The following is a 15479-nucleotide window of genomic DNA, read 5'->3' on the forward strand; positions in this document are numbered from 1 at the left end:
GGACCCAGGATGCGGGAGCGGACAGCCAGCCCGGCATAGCCGGGCATCGCGCCCTAGGCGCGATGGGGCGCACAGCGCCACCGATCCCCGGGGTCCCCCTCTGTATGCGCCGAGGAGCACAGCTGCAGGTGGATCAGGGCTGGCGTTGTTTGAGCGCAGCGAGTTTAGCCAGACCCCACCTGCAGCGAGCACCGCAGGTTTCCCTGCGCTATGCGCAGGGACGCAGACAGTGGGGGAGGCCTTTCTTTTGGTTACTTTTCTTTGGCCACGCAAAGAAAAGTGACTGCGCCGCCGGGCGCACATCCCGGCCAAGGATGGCAATTGACCACACAAACAGGAGCGCAGAATGAACTTCTCCGCCCCCTTCATCCACCGCCCCATCGCCACCACGCTGCTGACTCTGGGCGTGGCGATTGCCGGCGTTATCAGCTTCTTCCTGCTGCCGGTAGCGCCGCTGCCGCAGGTGGATTTCCCGACTATCTCGGTATCCGCGTCCCTGCCCGGCGCCAGCCCCGACACCATGGCGGCCACCGTGGCCACGCCTTTGGAGCGGGCGCTGGGCGCGATTGCCGGCGTGACGCAGATGACCTCCAACTCGTCGCTGGGCAGCAGCCGCGTCACGCTGCAGTTCGACCTGGACCGCGACATCGACGGCGCGGCGCGCGATGTGCAGGCCGCCATCAACGCAGCCCGCACCCTGCTGCCCACCGGCATGCCCAGCAACCCCAGCTACCGCAAGGTGAACCCGGCGGACTCGCCCATCATGCTGCTATCGCTGACCTCGGACACGCTGACCCGCGGCCAGATGTACGACGCGGCATCCACCGTGCTGGCCCAGCGGCTGGCCCAGGTGGACGGGATTGGCCAGGTGAACATCGGCGGTGGCGCGCTGCCGGCGGTGCGCGTGGAGCTGGACCCGAACAAGCTGTCGGCCAACGGCATTGCCTTGGACACGGTGCGCCAGGTCATCACCAGCACCAATGCCAACCGGCCCAAGGGCGCGGTGGAAGACGGCGCGCGCAACTGGCAGATCGGCGCCAACGACCAGGCGCGCACCGCCGCCGAGTTTGCGCCGCAAATCATCCGCTACACAAATGGTAGCGCGGTACGCATGCAGGACGTGGGCCAGGTGCTCGATAGCGTAGTGGATGTGCGCAACTACGGCGCGGCCGACGGCAAGCCGGCGATCCTGCTGATCCTGTTCAAGCAACCCGGTGCCAACATCATCGACGCGGTCGACAAGGTGCGGGCCCTGCTGCCGCATCTGCGCGCCGCCATCCCCCCGGCCATCGACCTGAAGATTGTGATGGACCGCACGCCAACCATCCGCGCCTCGCTGCGCGAGGTGGAGCGGGCGCTGGCCATTTCCATCGGCCTGGTGGTGCTGGTGGTGTTCCTGTTCCTGCGCAATGCGCGTGCCGCGCTGATCCCCAGCGTGGCCGTGCCGGTGTCGCTGGCCGGCACCTTTGGCGTGATGTACCTGGCCGGCTACACGTTGGACAATTTGTCGCTGATGGCGCTGACGGTGGCCACCGGCTTTGTGGTGGACGACGCCATCGTGGTGCTGGAGAACGTGACCCGCCACATGGAACGCGGCAAAACCGCGCTACAGGCGGCACTGGCCGGCACGCGCGAGATCGGCTTTACCGTGGTGTCCATCAGCCTGTCGCTGATCGCAGTGTTCATCCCCATCCTGCTGATGGGCGGCATCGTGGGCCGGCTATTCCGCGAGTTTGCGGTGATCTTGTCGGCCTCGATTCTGGTGTCCATGGTGGTGTCGCTGACCACTACGCCGATGATGTGCGCCGCGCTGCTGCGCCATGCGCCGCCCAAGGCCGCGCCCAGCCGGCTGGCCCGTTGGGGCGGGCGCCTGCAGAAGCGGGTACTGCGCGGCTACCGGCGCTCGCTGGCCTGGACTCTGCGGCACCAGCCGATCGCCCTGCTGGCGCTGTTGTGCGTGGTGGGGCTGAACGTGTATCTGTACACCGTGATCCCCAAGGGCTTCTTTCCACAGCAGGACACCGGGCGCATCAACGGCAATATCCGCGCCGACCAGAGCACGTCCTTCCAGTTCATGCAGCAGCGGCTGGTGCGCTTCATCGACGTGGTGCGTGCTGACCCGGCGGTCGAGAGCGTGACCGGCTTCACCGGCGGCGGCCAACGCAACACGGCTAGCATGTTCATGGCGCTCAAGCCACTGGCCCAGCGCGATGTATCGGCCGACCAGGTGGTAGCCCGGCTACGCGCCCAATTGGCGCACGAGCCCGGCGCCAATCTGTTCATGGTGCCGGCGCAAGACATCAGCATTGGCGGGCGGCAGTCGAATGCCCAGTACCAGTACACCTTGCAGGCCGACGACCTGGCCGATCTGCGTGCCTGGGAGCCGCGCATTCGGCGCGCGCTGTCGCAGTTGCCCGAACTGACCGACGTGAACAGCGACCAGCAGGACAACGGCCTGCAGACCTCGGTGGTGATGGACCGCGAGGCCATGGCCCGACTCGGCCTGAGCGTCAGCACGGTAGACACCACCTTGAACAACGCCTTCGGCCAGCGCCAGGTCGGCGTAATCTACAACCCGCTGAACCAGTACCGGGTGGTGATGGAGCTGGCACCAGAATTCCTGCAAAACGCCGATTCGCTGCGCAGCCTGCTGTTCACGGCCAAGAGTGGCGCACAGATTCCGCTGGCGGCGTTTGCCAAGGTGGAGCTGACCAACACGCCGCTGTCGGTGAACCACCAGAGCGGCACACCGGCCACCACCGTCAGCTTCAACCTGCCACTGGGCGTGACCTTGTCGCAGGCCACCGATGCAGTGAACGACGCAGTGGCCGGGCTGGGCGTGCCGGTGTCGGTACGCGGCAGCTTCCAGGGCACGGCGCAGGCCTTCAAGAGTTCTCTAAGCAGCCAGCCGCTATTGATACTGGCGGCCATCGTCACCATCTACCTGGTGCTGGGCATCCTCTACGAGAGCCTGATCCACCCGATCACCATCCTGTCGACCCTGCCCTCGGCCGGGGTCGGCGCACTGCTGGCCCTGATGGCGTTCAACACCGAGTTTTCCATCATCGCCCTGATCGGGGTGATTCTGCTCATCGGCATCGTCAAGAAAAACGCCATCATGATGATCGACTTTGCGATTACCCGGCAGCGCAACGCCCGCCAGGTATCGGCCGCCCAGGCCATCTACCGGGCTGGCCATCTGCGCCTGCGGCCGATTCTGATGACCACCGCGGCCGCCATGCTGGGCGCCATACCGCTGGCCATCGGCCATGGCGACGGGGCCGAGCTGCGCCAGCCGCTGGGCATCGCGGTGGTCGGCGGCCTGGTGCTGAGCCAGCTGCTGACGCTCTACACCACACCGGTGGTGTATGTGGCCATGGACCGGCTGCGCGTCTGGGGCCAGCGCTTACGGCGCAAGCCCGGGCTTATTTCTCACGATTTGCGGAGTGCCAGCGATGCTGCCTAAATTTCCTCTTGCATGCGGCTGCGCCCTGTTGCTTGCTGCCTGCAGCACCACGCCGCCCTACCAGGCGCCCAGCGCGCCCGCCACCAGCACCTTCAAGGAAACCGGCGTCTGGCAAAGCGCCGATCCGCAGGCCGCCGCTGTGCCGGACGACTGGTGGCTGCTGTTCAACGACCCGGTGCTCAACGATCTGCAAAGCCGGGTCGGCAACAACCAGAACCTGCTGGGCAGCGCCGCACAGATCCGGGTCGCCCAGGCCGCACTGGGCAGCAGCCGCGCCGCTTTGGCACCCACGCTGGGCACCGGCCTGAGCGCCAGCCGCAGCGCCTCGCCCAGCGCAGGAGCCGCCAACAGCGTCGCCCTGACCGGCAGCGCCAGCTGGGAGCTGGATCTGTGGGGCCGACTCTCGGGCGCGGTGACCGGCGACCAGGCCCGCGTGCAGGCCAGCCAGGACGATCTGGCCGCAGCCCGCTTGTCGCTACAGGCCACGGTGGCACAAACCTATTTCTCGCTTCGCGCGGCCGAGGCCCAGTCGGCGCTGCTGGAGCGCAGCGTCCAGGCTTACCAGCGCTCCCTGGAGTTGACGCAGAACCGCTACCAAGGGGGCGTGGCATCGGCCGGCGACGTGGCGCAGGCGCAAACCCAGCTGAAAACCACCGCCGCCCAGCAAGTGGATGCAGAAAGTTCGCGTGCCCAGCTGGAGCATGCGCTGGCGGTACTGCTAGGCCTGGCTCCGTCCGAATTCAGCCTGGTCCGCACCGCGGCCCTGCCGGCCGTACCCCCTGTGCCCGACCAGTTGCCTGCCAGCCTGCTGGAGCGCCGCCCGGACATCGCCGCCGCCGAGCGCCGCGTCGCCGCGGCCTACGCGCAGATCGGCGTGGCCAAGGCCGCCTTCTTCCCGGCGCTGACGCTGTCGGCCAGTGCCGGCTACAAGGGCAGCTCCTTGGCGAATCTGGTCAGCGCACCGAATCTGCTGTGGTCGATAGGGCCGGCGCTGGCGCTCACCGCCTTGGACGGCGGGCAACGCCAATCGGCCGTGGACTCGGCCCGCGCCAGCACCGATGCGGCCACGGCCAGCTACCGCCAGACCGTGCTGACCGCATTGCAAGAGGTGGAAGACAACCTGGTGATCGCCGGCAGCCTGCAGCAGGAAGCCGCGTTGCAAACCGAAGCCCTGGCGGCCGCCAACCGCTCGCTGGAGATTGTGAAGAATCAGTACCAGAGCGGTACGGTGAGCTATCTGAATGTGGTGATCGCGCAGGCCACGGCGCTGTCCAGTGAACGCAGCCTGCTGGACCTGCAGAACCGCCGTCTGGCAGCGACCAACCAGCTATTGAAGAATATCGCCGGGCGCTGGTAGCTGTGGCTCACCCCCAAGCTCCAGCGCTGCGCACTTTCCGCCACCCCCCTTGCAGGGGGCGATACCAGTGGCCCGGCAAAGCCGGGGCCAGCTATCTCTGGGAAATACGGGGCGACCTTTACACCCTAGCTAGGTTCAGTGCAGGTGGCGAGGACGACGGCCGCCACCACCGTGACCACCGGAGCCACCCGATCCGCCCGGGCCGCGCGGGGGTTTGCCCAGCTCCAGCGAATTCACCAGGGCGTCGAAGCGCTGGGTGAACAGCAAGTCGATCTCGCGCACTACGCCGTTCAGCTCTGACGCGTCGAAATGGCGCTCCATCATGTTGATCACGTCCTGCACCAGCAGATCTCGCTGCACCTGCATGATGGCGGCGGGCGTGGGGCCGACAAACAGCATCAGGAAATCATCGCGCGAATCGTCGGTGGCGTCCTGGTCTTCTTCGTCGAAGTCGGTGTCGTAGAAGGTGATTTCGATGGACGCGCCGCGCTCGGCCAGCTCGTTCAAGCTCATGCACATTTCGTCCAGCGCCTGCTTGAAGTCTTCATCGCCCGGCACCGTCCAGCACATCTGCAGCATGTGCTCGGGCGCATCGAACTGGATGCCCGGCTCTTCCTCGTAGGCGCTGCCCGCGGCATCCGCCAGGGACTTGGCACCCGCGTACTTCCACAGCGGTTTTAACGCGTCCTGGATCTGGTTGAATGTCACGTCAGCGCGCAAAGGCACCTGGCCATGCACATGGATTTCAAAGGGGGCGTTGTAGCGAGGCATGGTGAGATATTAGGCGCTTTTTAGGGGTATTGAAAACCAGCGCGCTTCTTTTACGAAATGGTGGCTCGGACCGGAATCGAACCGGTACGACTTGCGTCGGCAGATTTTAAGTCTGCTGTGGCTACCAATTACACCACCGAGCCTGCGCATAGCCTGGCATTGTGAAACAAAACAGCCCCGGCAACACATGGGTTGACAGGGCCGGATCCGGAAGCAGAAGCTTCGTTTTCGTCTCGCCAAGGCTAAAAAGCAGCCGCATTGTAACCCGCGGCCGGCTGCGGCCCGGTACCGCCACACTACAAAGCAATGCAATTGGATGCAGAAACAAAAAAGCCCGAGAGGCTCGGGCTGAAAAGGAATCTGGAGGCGCGACCCGGAGTCGAACCGGGCTAGCCGGATTTGCAATCCGGTACATAACCGCTTTGTTATCGCGCCAAAATTCGACGTAAAAAAGGGAAGCATATAGCTTCCCTTTTTTACCAATTTGGAGCGGGAGAAGAGTCTCGAACTCTCGACCTCAACCTTGGCAAGGTTGCGCTCTACCAACTGAGCTACTCCCGCGTTTCAAGCCTTGCATTATAGCATGGCTTTTTACCCAAAATCCGATTTAACTGAATTAACCGAATCTTGAATTCTGGAGGCGCGACCCGGAGTCGAACCGGGCTAGCCGGATTTGCAATCCGGTACATAACCGCTTTGTTATCGCGCCCAAATCACATATGAAAAAGGGAAGCCTGTAGCTTCCCTTTTTACCAATTTGGAGCGGGAGAAGAGTCTCGAACTCTCGACCTCAACCTTGGCAAGGTTGCGCTCTACCAACTGAGCTACTCCCGCGTTTCAAGCCTTGAATCATAACATGATTTTTAGCCTGTTTTTGATTTGAACTTGGTTCAAATCGCTTGCTGCTTCAAACTATTCGTGTGCTGCAGTAAGCCTCAAATTATAGCCCACTTTTTCAACCTTTCCACGCCCTCCTCCAATCTGTGCAAATCTTTGGAAGCAAAACACCAGCGCAGCCAGCCCTGGGCTTGCGGCGCAAACGCATTGCCGGGTGCCAGGCCCAGACCAGCCTCCGCCACCAGGCGCTTGGCGGTCAGCAGCGAATCGGTATGGCCGGCCAATTGGAAGAACGCATACATGCCGCCCGGCGCCGGTGCCACTTGCACGCCCGGAACCGCCTGCAACAAGGGCACCAGGGTGTCACGGCAGGCCTTCAGGTGGGCCACCACGCGTGGGGTGATCTCATCGGTGCGCTGCAAGGCCGTGATGCCCGCGCGCTGCACGAACACGCTGGCGCACGAGGTGTTGAACTCGATCAGCTTGCCCATGTGCTGGGTCGCGCTGGCAGGCATCACCAGCCAGCCCAGCCGCCAGCCGGTCATCAGAAAGCTTTTGGAAAAGCTGTGCACCACCACCAGGCGGTCTTCGGGATCGGCCAGGTCCAGGAAACTCGGCGCGCATCCATTGGCACTGGGCGCGTAGTACAGCCGCTCGTACACCTCGTCGGCCAGGATCCAGGTGCCGGTGCGTCGGCAATGGTCAAGAATGGTTTGCTGCTCGGCCCGGCTCAGGGTCCAGCCAGTGGGGTTGTTCGGTGCATTCAGCACCAGCAGCTTGGTGCCCGGCGTGACAGCGGCCAGCAGCGCGTCCATGTCCAGCCCCCAGGCACCGTCGGCCTGGGGTTGCAAGGGCACGCAGCGCAGGCGCGCGCCCATGATCGCCGGCTGGGCCGTCAGATTCGGCCAGACCGGCGTGACGGCGACCACCTCGTCGCCCGCGTCCACCAGCAGTTGAACCGCCAGCATCAGCGCATTCACGCCGCCCGAGGTGATGGCGATGCGCTCGGCGCCGATAGCACCGTGCAGCGCACCCATGTAGCTGGCGACGGCCTCGCGCAGCTCCGGCAGGCCGAGGTTGTGGGAATAAAAGGTTTCGCCTTTTTGCAGCGATTCGATCGCGGCCTGGCGGATGAAGTCGGGCGTGACTTCATCGCTCTCGCCGAACCAGAAGGCCAGCACGTCGCTACGCCCCATGCCAGCGTTAGCGACTTCACGGATTTTGGATTCTTCGAGACTCAGGATGGCTTGGCGCATAGACGGATGAAAGCTGTGGAGGCATGATTATGCGCAAGCCCTTTTGGAGAAGCCCATGCATCTGCAGACCTTGTATTGCGCCTGCCTCGCCCTCGCACTGGCCGGCGCGGCCCCACACGCCATGGCCAAAACCAAAAAGACCAAGGGCGGCTCGCAGGTGCGGCTTCTCAAAGATTCTTCGGAGGGCACGGTCGAGCGCAACCGCCGTCTGCTGCGTGAATGCAAGGGGCGGCCGAACGCCGGGGCCTGCGCCGGCTTTACAGGCAAATAGCGCTAGCCGGGCCGGACCATCTTGCAGCTCGTCGGCATCTCGGCCTGCGCCGGGCTGATCTGCTTGATGACGCGAAAGCCGTAGCCCGAACCTTCAACATCGAACTTCACGCCGGGTGTGCCCTGGCGGTCCATGATGCCCACGGCCAGCGGCTGCTGGAACTGGTGGTCGGCCGCGCGCATGCTGCCGCTTTGGCCATATAAACTGACACTGGCGCGCTCCAGGCTTGCAGCGACAGCTACCAAATCCATAGTACCGGCCTTCTCGATGGCCTGGGCCAGGGCCTCCACCATCAGCTGCATCCGCATGTGCAGATAATCGTCGGCAGGCTTGGGAAAGCGCTGGCGGAAGCTCTGCACAAAGGCCTCGCTCTGCGCCGTCGGCAGATTCGGCAGCCAGTCGGCCACGGCGATGACCTTGCCCACACCGGCCTCGCCCAGGGCCGCTGGCGCGCCCAGTGCATTCCCGTAGAAGGTGTAGAACTTGCCCTCGAAACCCACCTCGCGCGCCGCCTTGACCAGCAAGGTCAGGTCGTTGCCGAAGTTGCCGGTGATCACCGCCTGCGCGCCGCTGGCCTTGATCTTGGTGGCATAGGGAATGAAGTCCTTGATGCGGCCCAGCGGGTGCAGCTCGTCGCCCACCAACTGCACATCAGGGCGCTGCAGCGCCAGCTGGCGCTTGGCCTCGCGCGCCACGGCCTGGCCAAAGCTGTAGTCCTGGCCCAGGATGTAGACGCTTTTCACCGCCGTGTCGTCCTTGAACACCGACATCAGCGCAGCCATGCGCATGTCGGCATGGGCGTCGAAGCGGAAGTGCCAGTAGCTGCATTTCTCGTTGGTCAACGTCGGGTCGACCGCGGCGTAGTTGAGGAACAGCACGCGCTTGCCCGGCTCACGTTCGTTGTGCTTGTTGATGGCGTCGATCAGCACCGCCGCGGTGGCCGAGTTATTGCCCTGCAGCACGATCTGCACGCCGTCGTCGATGGCCGCGCGCAGCGCCGACAGTGCCTCTTCGTTCTGCCCCTTGCTGTCCAGCCGGTCCAGCGCCAGCAGGTGTTTGCCGTCCGGCAGCTTGACGCCGCCGCGCGCGTTCACCCGTTCCACCGCCCAGACCAGATTGCGGAACACCGCCTCGCCGCCATTGCCCAGCGGGCCGCTCAGGGCCTCGATCTGGGCGATCTTGATCGGTGCCGGGGCCGCCAGCGCCAGCCCGGCTGCGGGCGCGCATAGCGCCAAAGCCAGCGATTTCAAGACCTGGCGGCGAAACTTAAACATGCAGAAATTTCCTTGAAATAGTCGAGCGCGCACACAGATTCCATCCATGCGGCAATCACGGTGAGCGCCGCGCAGTGTAAATGGAGCCCACTATGTTTTTTGCTGCTACCCACCCCGCCTACCATCCCGCCATCGTCCGCCAAAACCAGCAACTGCGCAGCCTGCACGCGCTGCAACGCCTGGTCGATGAAAAACGCTCTGCGGGCTACCGCATCACCCAGGACGAACAGGCCTACAGCCTGCAGTTCGACGTGCCCGGCATTGCCAAAGAGCAGCTGTCCATCGGTATCGAAGGCAATGTGGTGCGGATCGAAAGCCAGGCCGACGCGCCGCGCAGCTACAAGGCTGCGTACGAGTTGCCGCTGGACATCGACGTCTCTGCCAGCGATGCCAAGCTGGAAAACGGCGTACTGACCTTGAAGCTGGCGAAAAAGATCCCCGTCAGCAACGTCGCCAACCTGACCATCAACTAAAGGGAACCCAGCGGCCAGCGCGGCTTCACGTCGAAAGCGTAAGCCCGCGTGGCCTGCTGCAGGCCCGACTGCAGGCGCATTGCACCGGCCATGGCAATCATTGCGCCGTTGTCGGTGCACAAATGCAGCTCGGGGTAATGCACACGGATACCGGCTTTGGCGCAGACGGCATTCAGCTGGCTGCGCAGCGCCTTGTTGGCGCCCACGCCACCCGCCACCACTAGCCTGCGCAGGCCGGTGCGCTGCAGCGCGGTGATCGATTTCTTCAACAGCACCTCAACAATCGCCGCCTGCGTGCTGGCCGCCAGGTCGGCCTTGCGCGGCTCCAGATCGTCGCCCAGCTTCTTGGCCTGGGTCATGACCGCGGTCTTCAAGCCGGCGAACGAGAAGTCCAGGTTACCGCTGTGCAGCAGCGGCCGCGGCAGCTTGAAGGCCGCGGGATCGCCCTGCTCCGCCAGCCGCGACAAGGCCGGGCCGCCCGGATAGCCCAGGCCCATCAGCTTGGCCGATTTGTCAAAGGCCTCGCCAGCCGCATCGTCTATGGTTTCGCCCAGAATTTCGTAACGGCCTACGCCGTCCACCCGCATCAGCTGGGTATGGCCGCCTGACACCAGCAGCGCCACGAACGGAAACTCCGGCGGGTCGGCGCTCAAGAACGGCGACAGCAAATGCCCTTCCAGATGGTGCACGCCCAGCACCGGCTTGCCGAGTGCCGCGCCCAGCGCGCAGGCCACGCCGGCACCCACCAGCAGCGCACCGGCCAGGCCCGGGCCCCGGGTATAGGCCACCACATCTACATCGGCCAGCGTCTGGCCGGCCTCGTCCAATACCTGCTGGGTCAGCGGCAGCACGCGACGGATATGGTCGCGGCTGGCCAGTTCCGGCACTACGCCGCCATAGGCCTGGTGCATCTCGATCTGGCTGTGCAGCGCATGCGACAGCAGCACCGGCACCGCACTGGTGTTGGCTCCGTCGGCGCGGACCAGGGCAATACCCGTTTCATCGCAAGATGATTCAATACCTAATACCAACACAGGCGTACCCTATCTGTATGCACAACAACGAAGCCGCGAGTTTAGGCTACCCCCTCTTTCGGGCGGAACGACCGCCCCAAATTGGCGCGAATCTTGCGGGTTTTTGACCATGACTGAAGCCCTGCGCATCGTAGTGATTGCCCCAGACCTGGATGTACTCGATCCACGGGACGACGACGCCTTGCTGCAAGCCGAACGCTCGCGCGCGCTGCGCATCGGCCTGCTGGAAAACGGCTACAACCTGGTCGCCGTGCTGCCCGGCGATAGCTTTCTGGCCGAACGCCTGGCCCAGCTGCAGCCCGACATGGTGATCGTCGACGCCGAAAGCGAGGCCCGCGACGCGCTGGAGCACGTGGTGATGGCCACCCGTAACGCGCCGCGCCCCATCGTCATGTTCACCAACGACGGCGACACCTCGCATGTGAAGGACGCGGTGGCCGCCGGAGTCTCGGCTTACATCGTGGCCGGGCTGTCGGCCGACCGCATCCGCCCCATCCTCGACGTGGCCATGGCCCGCTTCGAACACGAACAGGCGCTGCGCCGCGAACTCGCCGATACCCGGGTCGAGCGCGACGAGCACAAGGCCGAGCTGCACAACCGCAAGGTGATAGACCGCGCCAAGGGCCTGCTGATGCAGCGCCAGGGCCTGAGCGAAAAAGAAGCCTACGACCGGCTGCGCAAAGCCGCCATGGACAAGAGCCTGAAGCTGGTAGACGTGGCCCAGCGCATCCTCGACGTGGCCGAGCTTTTATCCTGAAATGGTGCAATGCACACAATTAGTGCATCAATTTGTAAGCAGTAAAATAAAAGACTAAAACCTGCCTTAGCGCAACCATTGCCTGCGCAAGCAGCTACTTATTTAATAGCAACACAGTGGTGGCATGGTGCTTGCGCAAACAAGGCAGGCCCCTGCTGGCATGTCGTGCTTATTGACCCAACCCGGCCCCGCCGTCACCTACCCCCGTGAAATCTGATCTAGTACCCACTGCCCGGTCCCACCACAGCAGCCCGTTGATTGCGCGCTCGGTAGACCTGCACAAGGTGCTCGACACCCTGGTCCACAACCTGGAAGGCATGGCCTACCGCTGCCTGTTGGACGGCGAATGGACCATGCGCTTCGTCAGCCAGGGCTGTTTCCGGCTCACCGGCTACGAAGCCGCCGACCTGCTGGACAACCAGCGGGTGTCATGGGAGGACATCACCCACCCCGACGACCGGCAGCGGATACGCCAAGAAGTGCTGCAGGCGGTGCAGGCCGGTCACGGCTACACCTTGCACTACGCCATCATCACCCGCAGCGGTGCGGTGCGCCGGGTCAAAGGCCAAGGTGTGATGGTGATGGATGAAAGCCAGCAGCAGGTGCTGGAGGGCTTCATCCAGGATGTAACCGACATCCACCAGACCCTGGAAGCCCTGGCCCACGCCGAGCTGCGCTACCGGCAGATCTTCGAGCATGCGCGCGAAGGCATCTTCCAGACCTCGCTGGAGGGCCGCTACCTGTCGGCCAACCCGGCGCTGGCCCGGCTCTACGGCTACGGCACGGCCGACGAGCTGATTGCCGACCTGTCCGACATCGACCGCCGCCTGTATGTGCAGCCGGGCCGGCGCGAACGCTTCCAGAAGCTGATGGCCGCCCACGGCGAGGTCAGCAACTTCGAGTCCGAGGTGTACCGGCGCGACGGCAGCAAGATCTGGATTTCCGAAAACGCCCGCAGCGTGCGCAATGCGCGCGGCGAATTCATCTGCTTTGAAGGCACGGTGCAAGATATTACCGAGCGCCGCAGCCAGCTGGAGCAGCTGGAGCGCCAGGCCAATTACGACGCCCTCACCGGCCTGGCCAATCGCAACCTGCTGCGCGACCGCATCGGCCCAGCCATCGCCCACGCCGAACGCATGGGCCACTTTCTGGCCGTGGTGTTCATCGACCTGGACCACTTCAAGCTCATCAACGACAGCCTGGGCCACGACGCCGGCGACCAGCTGTTGGTGGAGATCGCCCAGCGCATGCGCGGCTGCGTGCGCGCCAGCGACACCGTGGCGCGGCACAGCGGCGACGAGTTCGTGCTGCTGCTGAACGAGCATTTCCGCATCCATAGCGTGATCGCCCACCTGCAGCGCGTGCTCAAGCAGGTGAACCAGCCGGTCAGCCTGCTGGGCCGCGAATTCCAGATGGGCGCCAGCATGGGCGTGGCGCTGTACCCGCAGGACGGCATGGACGCGCAAAGCCTGCTCAAGCACGCCGACGTGGCCATGTACGCAGCCAAGGAGCGCGGCCGTAACAACTTCCAGTTCTTCACCCCCGAGCTCAACAAGCTGGCCGACGAACGGCTCGACCTGGCCACCGCCATGCGCTTCGGCCTGGAGCAAAACGAATTCAGCGTGGTCTACCAGCCCAAGGTCGACCGGCACCGGCGCATTGTTGGCGTTGAGGCGCTGGCCCGCTGGCACAGCGCCAGCTGCGGCAGCGTGGGGCCGGACCGCTTCATCCCCATGGCCGAGGAAACCGGCCTGATCGGCGAAATCACCGAACGGGTGCTGCGCCAGGCCTTCCACGCCGCCACCCAGTGGGGCCCGGTGCACGGCCGGGCGCTGACCCTGGCGGTCAACCTGTCGGCCAAGCTGTTCCTGGCCGACGACCTGGTGCAGCGCGTGGCCGGCTGGCTGGCCGACAGTGGGCTGCCGCCGCAGCGTGTCGAGCTGGAGATCACCGAAAGCGTGTTCCTGGACGACAGCGAGCGCGCCATCAGCGTGCTGCAGGCCTTCAAGGCGCTGGGCTTCAGGGTGGCGATGGACGACTTCGGCACCGGCTACTCCAGCCTGTCCTACCTGCGCCATTTGCCGTTGGACACGGTGAAGATCGACCGCTCCCTGATCACCGACATGGAGTTCGACGAAGACGTGGCCATGATCGCCCAGGCCATGGTCGGCCTGTGCCGCAATCTGCGCAAAACCGTGGTCGCTGAGGGCGTGGAGAACCCGGCCCAGTTCGCCCTGCTGTGTGCCCACGGCTGCGAGGAATTCCAGGGCTATCTGTTCGCCAAGCCGCTGGCGGCCGACGCCCTGCGCAGCCTGCTGGCGCGGCACCAAGGCAGCATTCCCGCACGGCAGCTGGAGGCCATGCACGGCTGAAATGGTGCAGCGCACACAAACAGTGCGAGCCCCCAGTTTTAAACCAAACAGGCCGCCAGCACATATTCCACCAGCGCCAGCAGCTATGCCATCCATAGCAATCAATAGGTACCACAAGCTGGCACAGTGTTTGCATAACTAGACCAAGACCAACGATGGTCCCATGACAGTTCCAACCCAAAGGCGGGTTGGCACCATCAGTATCCGGACAAAGGCGTCCCCACCCGTAGAAGGCTGCAGCCGTACAAAAGCTGCAGCGCACTGCGCGGTGAGGACGCCTTTTTTCGTTTCTCAGCTTGTCTTTTTGGGAACCTTTTGATGACCGACCTCTTGAAAACCAAACTCAGCCGCCGCTCTGTACTGCAAACCGCTGCCGTGGGCGCCGTGGGCATCAGCCCGGCACTGCGCGCCGTGGTCTACGCCCAGGGCTCCGACAAACCCGAGAAGGAAGAAGTCAAGATCGGCTTCATCCCGCTGACCGACTGCGCCAGCGTGGTGATGGCCTCGGTGCTGGGCATCGACAAGAAATACGGCGTCAAGATCGTCCCCAGCAAGGAAGCCAGCTGGGCCGGCGTGCGCGACAAGCTGGTCAACGGCGAGCTCGACTTTGCCCATGCGCTGTACGGCCTGATCTACGGCGTGCACCTGGGCGTGAGCGGCCCCAAGAAGGACATGGCCGTGCTGATGACCCTGAACAACAACGGCCAGGCCATCACCCTGAGCAAGAAGCTGGCCGAAAAAGGCGCGGTCGACGGCCCCGGCCTGGCCAAGCTGATGGCCGCCGAAAAGCGCGAATACACCTTTGCCCAGACCTTCCCCACCGGCACCCACGCCATGTGGCTGTACTACTGGCTGGCGGCTAATGGCATCGACCCGATGAAGGACGCCAAGGTCATCACCGTGCCGCCACCGCAAATGGTCGCCAATATGCGCGTCGGCAATATGGACGGCTACTGCGTGGGCGAGCCCTGGGGCCACCGCGCCATCATCGACGGCATCGGCATCACCGCGACCACCACCCAGGACATCTGGAAGGACCACCCCGAGAAGGTGCTGGGCACCACCAGCGAGTTCGTCAAGAAGTACCCGAACACCGCCCGCGCCGTCACCGCCGCGATCCTGGAAGCCAGCAAGTGGATCGACTCCGGCCTGGCCAACAAGAACAAGATGGCCGAAACCATCGCCGACAAGAGCTATGTGAATACCAGCGTCGACGCCATCAACCAGCGCATCCTGGGCCGCTACCAGAACGGCCTGGGCAAGACCTGGGACGACCCGAACTACATGAAGTTCTACAACGAAGGCGCGGTCAACTTCCCCTACCTCAGCGACGGCATGTGGTTCCTGACCCAGCACAAGCGCTGGGGCTTGCTGAAGGACCACCCCGACTACCTGGCCGTGGCCAAGCAGATCAACCAGATCGACATCTACAAGCAAGCAGCTGCTGCCAGCAAGACGCCCGTGCCCAAGGACGTGATGCGCACCAGCAAGCTGATGGACGGCGTGGTCTGGGACGGCAAAGATCCCAAGAAATACGCCGACAGCTTCAAAGTACACGGCTAAACCGTGCAGCCCCCCGCCCACCCGGCGGGGGTGCCCAGAGTTCCCATT

General features: G+C 64.2%; 11 protein-coding genes and 5 tRNA genes. 7 read left to right on the top strand and 9 right to left on the bottom strand.

Annotated features, from left to right (window positions below; translation table 11 throughout):
* The first annotated feature begins 346 nt into the window (after positions 1 to 346).
* Together BLT66_RS02600 and BLT66_RS02605 are read left to right on the top strand one after the other, a co-directional pair.
* On the top strand, positions 347 to 3466 hold the full coding sequence (locus BLT66_RS02600) for a multidrug efflux RND transporter permease subunit (RefSeq protein WP_092755441.1): 3120 nt from the start codon (positions 347 to 349) through the stop codon (positions 3464 to 3466).
* Entirely contained in the window at positions 3456 to 4823 is a 1368-nt protein-coding gene (locus tag BLT66_RS02605) for an efflux transporter outer membrane subunit (RefSeq protein ID WP_092755443.1), read from the top strand. The genes BLT66_RS02600 and BLT66_RS02605 overlap by 11 nt, the downstream gene beginning before the upstream one ends.
* 135 nt (positions 4824 to 4958) lie before the next feature.
* On the opposite strand, the gene BLT66_RS02610 is transcribed toward BLT66_RS02605, so the two are convergent.
* The 7 genes from BLT66_RS02610 to BLT66_RS02640 all read right to left on the bottom strand — a co-directional run bounded on the left by BLT66_RS02610 (position 4959) and on the right by BLT66_RS02640 (position 7687).
* Positions 4959 to 5594 (bottom strand): DUF6806 family protein, encoded by a 636-nt coding sequence (locus tag BLT66_RS02610; RefSeq protein ID WP_092755445.1) that lies wholly within the window; start codon positions 5592 to 5594, stop codon positions 4959 to 4961.
* 58 nt (positions 5595 to 5652) lie between these two features.
* Positions 5653 to 5737 (bottom strand) — tRNA-Leu (locus BLT66_RS02615).
* A gap of 218 nt (positions 5738 to 5955) precedes the next feature.
* Positions 5956 to 6029 (bottom strand) — tRNA-Cys (locus BLT66_RS02620).
* Positions 6030 to 6079: 50 nt separating this feature from the next.
* A tRNA-Gly gene (locus BLT66_RS02625) sits at positions 6080 to 6155 on the bottom strand.
* Positions 6156 to 6229: 74 nt separating this feature from the next.
* Positions 6230 to 6303, bottom strand: a tRNA-Cys gene (locus BLT66_RS02630).
* A 49-nt stretch (positions 6304 to 6352) separates the two neighbouring features.
* Positions 6353 to 6428: transfer RNA gene (locus BLT66_RS02635), tRNA-Gly, on the bottom strand.
* 101 nt (positions 6429 to 6529) lie between these two features.
* Positions 6530 to 7687, bottom strand: coding sequence for a pyridoxal phosphate-dependent aminotransferase (locus BLT66_RS02640; RefSeq protein ID WP_092755447.1), 1158 nt, complete (start codon positions 7685 to 7687; stop codon positions 6530 to 6532).
* A gap of 55 nt (positions 7688 to 7742) precedes the next feature.
* On the opposite strand from BLT66_RS02640, the gene BLT66_RS02645 reads away from it, so the two are divergent.
* Positions 7743 to 7958, top strand: a complete 216-nt coding sequence (locus tag BLT66_RS02645) for a hypothetical protein (RefSeq protein WP_092756982.1) — start codon at positions 7743 to 7745, stop codon at positions 7956 to 7958.
* A gap of 2 nt (positions 7959 to 7960) precedes the next feature.
* Here the strand turns inward: BLT66_RS02645 and BLT66_RS02650 are convergent, their stop codons facing one another.
* Positions 7961 to 9232 (bottom strand): branched-chain amino acid ABC transporter substrate-binding protein, encoded by a 1272-nt coding sequence (locus BLT66_RS02650; RefSeq protein WP_092755449.1) that lies wholly within the window; start codon positions 9230 to 9232, stop codon positions 7961 to 7963.
* A 92-nt stretch (positions 9233 to 9324) separates the two neighbouring features.
* Here BLT66_RS02650 and BLT66_RS02655 point away from each other — a divergent pair, with 92 nt between their 5' ends.
* Positions 9325 to 9705, top strand: coding sequence for an Hsp20/alpha crystallin family protein (locus BLT66_RS02655; RefSeq protein ID WP_092755451.1), 381 nt, complete (start codon positions 9325 to 9327; stop codon positions 9703 to 9705).
* Here the strand turns inward: BLT66_RS02655 and tsaD are convergent.
* The gene (gene tsaD, locus BLT66_RS02660; protein WP_092755453.1) at positions 9702 to 10739 is read right to left on the bottom strand and encodes a tRNA (adenosine(37)-N6)-threonylcarbamoyltransferase complex transferase subunit TsaD; all 1038 of its coding nucleotides are present in this window, start codon (positions 10737 to 10739) and stop codon (positions 9702 to 9704) included. The two genes, BLT66_RS02655 and tsaD, sit on opposite strands and share 4 nt — an antisense overlap.
* A gap of 109 nt (positions 10740 to 10848) precedes the next feature.
* Between tsaD and BLT66_RS02665 the strand changes: the two genes are divergently transcribed.
* The 3 genes from BLT66_RS02665 (at position 10849) to BLT66_RS02675 (ending at position 15431) form a co-directional block, all read left to right on the top strand.
* Positions 10849 to 11496, top strand: a complete 648-nt coding sequence (locus tag BLT66_RS02665; protein WP_092755455.1) for an ANTAR domain-containing response regulator — start codon at positions 10849 to 10851, stop codon at positions 11494 to 11496.
* Between the two features lie 206 nt (positions 11497 to 11702).
* Positions 11703 to 13868 carry a putative bifunctional diguanylate cyclase/phosphodiesterase gene (locus BLT66_RS02670; protein ID WP_255406727.1) on the top strand — a complete coding sequence of 722 codons (2166 nt, stop codon included), beginning with the start codon at positions 11703 to 11705 and terminating at the stop codon, positions 13866 to 13868.
* Between the two features lie 318 nt (positions 13869 to 14186).
* Complete coding sequence (locus tag BLT66_RS02675; protein WP_092755457.1) at positions 14187 to 15431, top strand: CmpA/NrtA family ABC transporter substrate-binding protein; 1245 nt, start codon at positions 14187 to 14189, stop codon at positions 15429 to 15431.
* The last annotated feature ends 48 nt before the right edge of the window (positions 15432 to 15479 follow it).

This window comes from Rhodoferax sp. OV413 (assembly GCF_900104385.1).
GTDB lineage: Bacteria > Pseudomonadota > Gammaproteobacteria > Burkholderiales > Burkholderiaceae_C > Rhodoferax_B.

Bases quoted from the DNA above. Each gene is read 5' to 3' on its own strand.
- BLT66_RS02655 (WP_092755451.1), top strand. From the start codon at position 9,325: ATGTTTTTTGCTGCTACCCACCCCGCCTACCATCCCGCCATCGTCCGC.
- BLT66_RS02600 (WP_092755441.1), top strand. From the start codon at position 347: ATGAACTTCTCCGCCCCCTTCATCCACCGCCCCATCGCCACCACGCTG.
- BLT66_RS02665 (WP_092755455.1), top strand. From the start codon at position 10,849: ATGACTGAAGCCCTGCGCATCGTAGTGATTGCCCCAGACCTGGATGTA.
- BLT66_RS02640 (WP_092755447.1), bottom strand. From the start codon at position 7,687: ATGCGCCAAGCCATCCTGAGTCTCGAAGAATCCAAAATCCGTGAAGTC.
- BLT66_RS02675 (WP_092755457.1), top strand. From the start codon at position 14,187: ATGACCGACCTCTTGAAAACCAAACTCAGCCGCCGCTCTGTACTGCAA.
- BLT66_RS02610 (WP_092755445.1), bottom strand. From the start codon at position 5,594: ATGCCTCGCTACAACGCCCCCTTTGAAATCCATGTGCATGGCCAGGTG.
- BLT66_RS02645 (WP_092756982.1), top strand. From the start codon at position 7,743: ATGCATCTGCAGACCTTGTATTGCGCCTGCCTCGCCCTCGCACTGGCC.
- BLT66_RS02650 (WP_092755449.1), bottom strand. From the start codon at position 9,232: ATGTTTAAGTTTCGCCGCCAGGTCTTGAAATCGCTGGCTTTGGCGCTA.
- BLT66_RS02605 (WP_092755443.1), top strand. From the start codon at position 3,456: ATGCTGCCTAAATTTCCTCTTGCATGCGGCTGCGCCCTGTTGCTTGCT.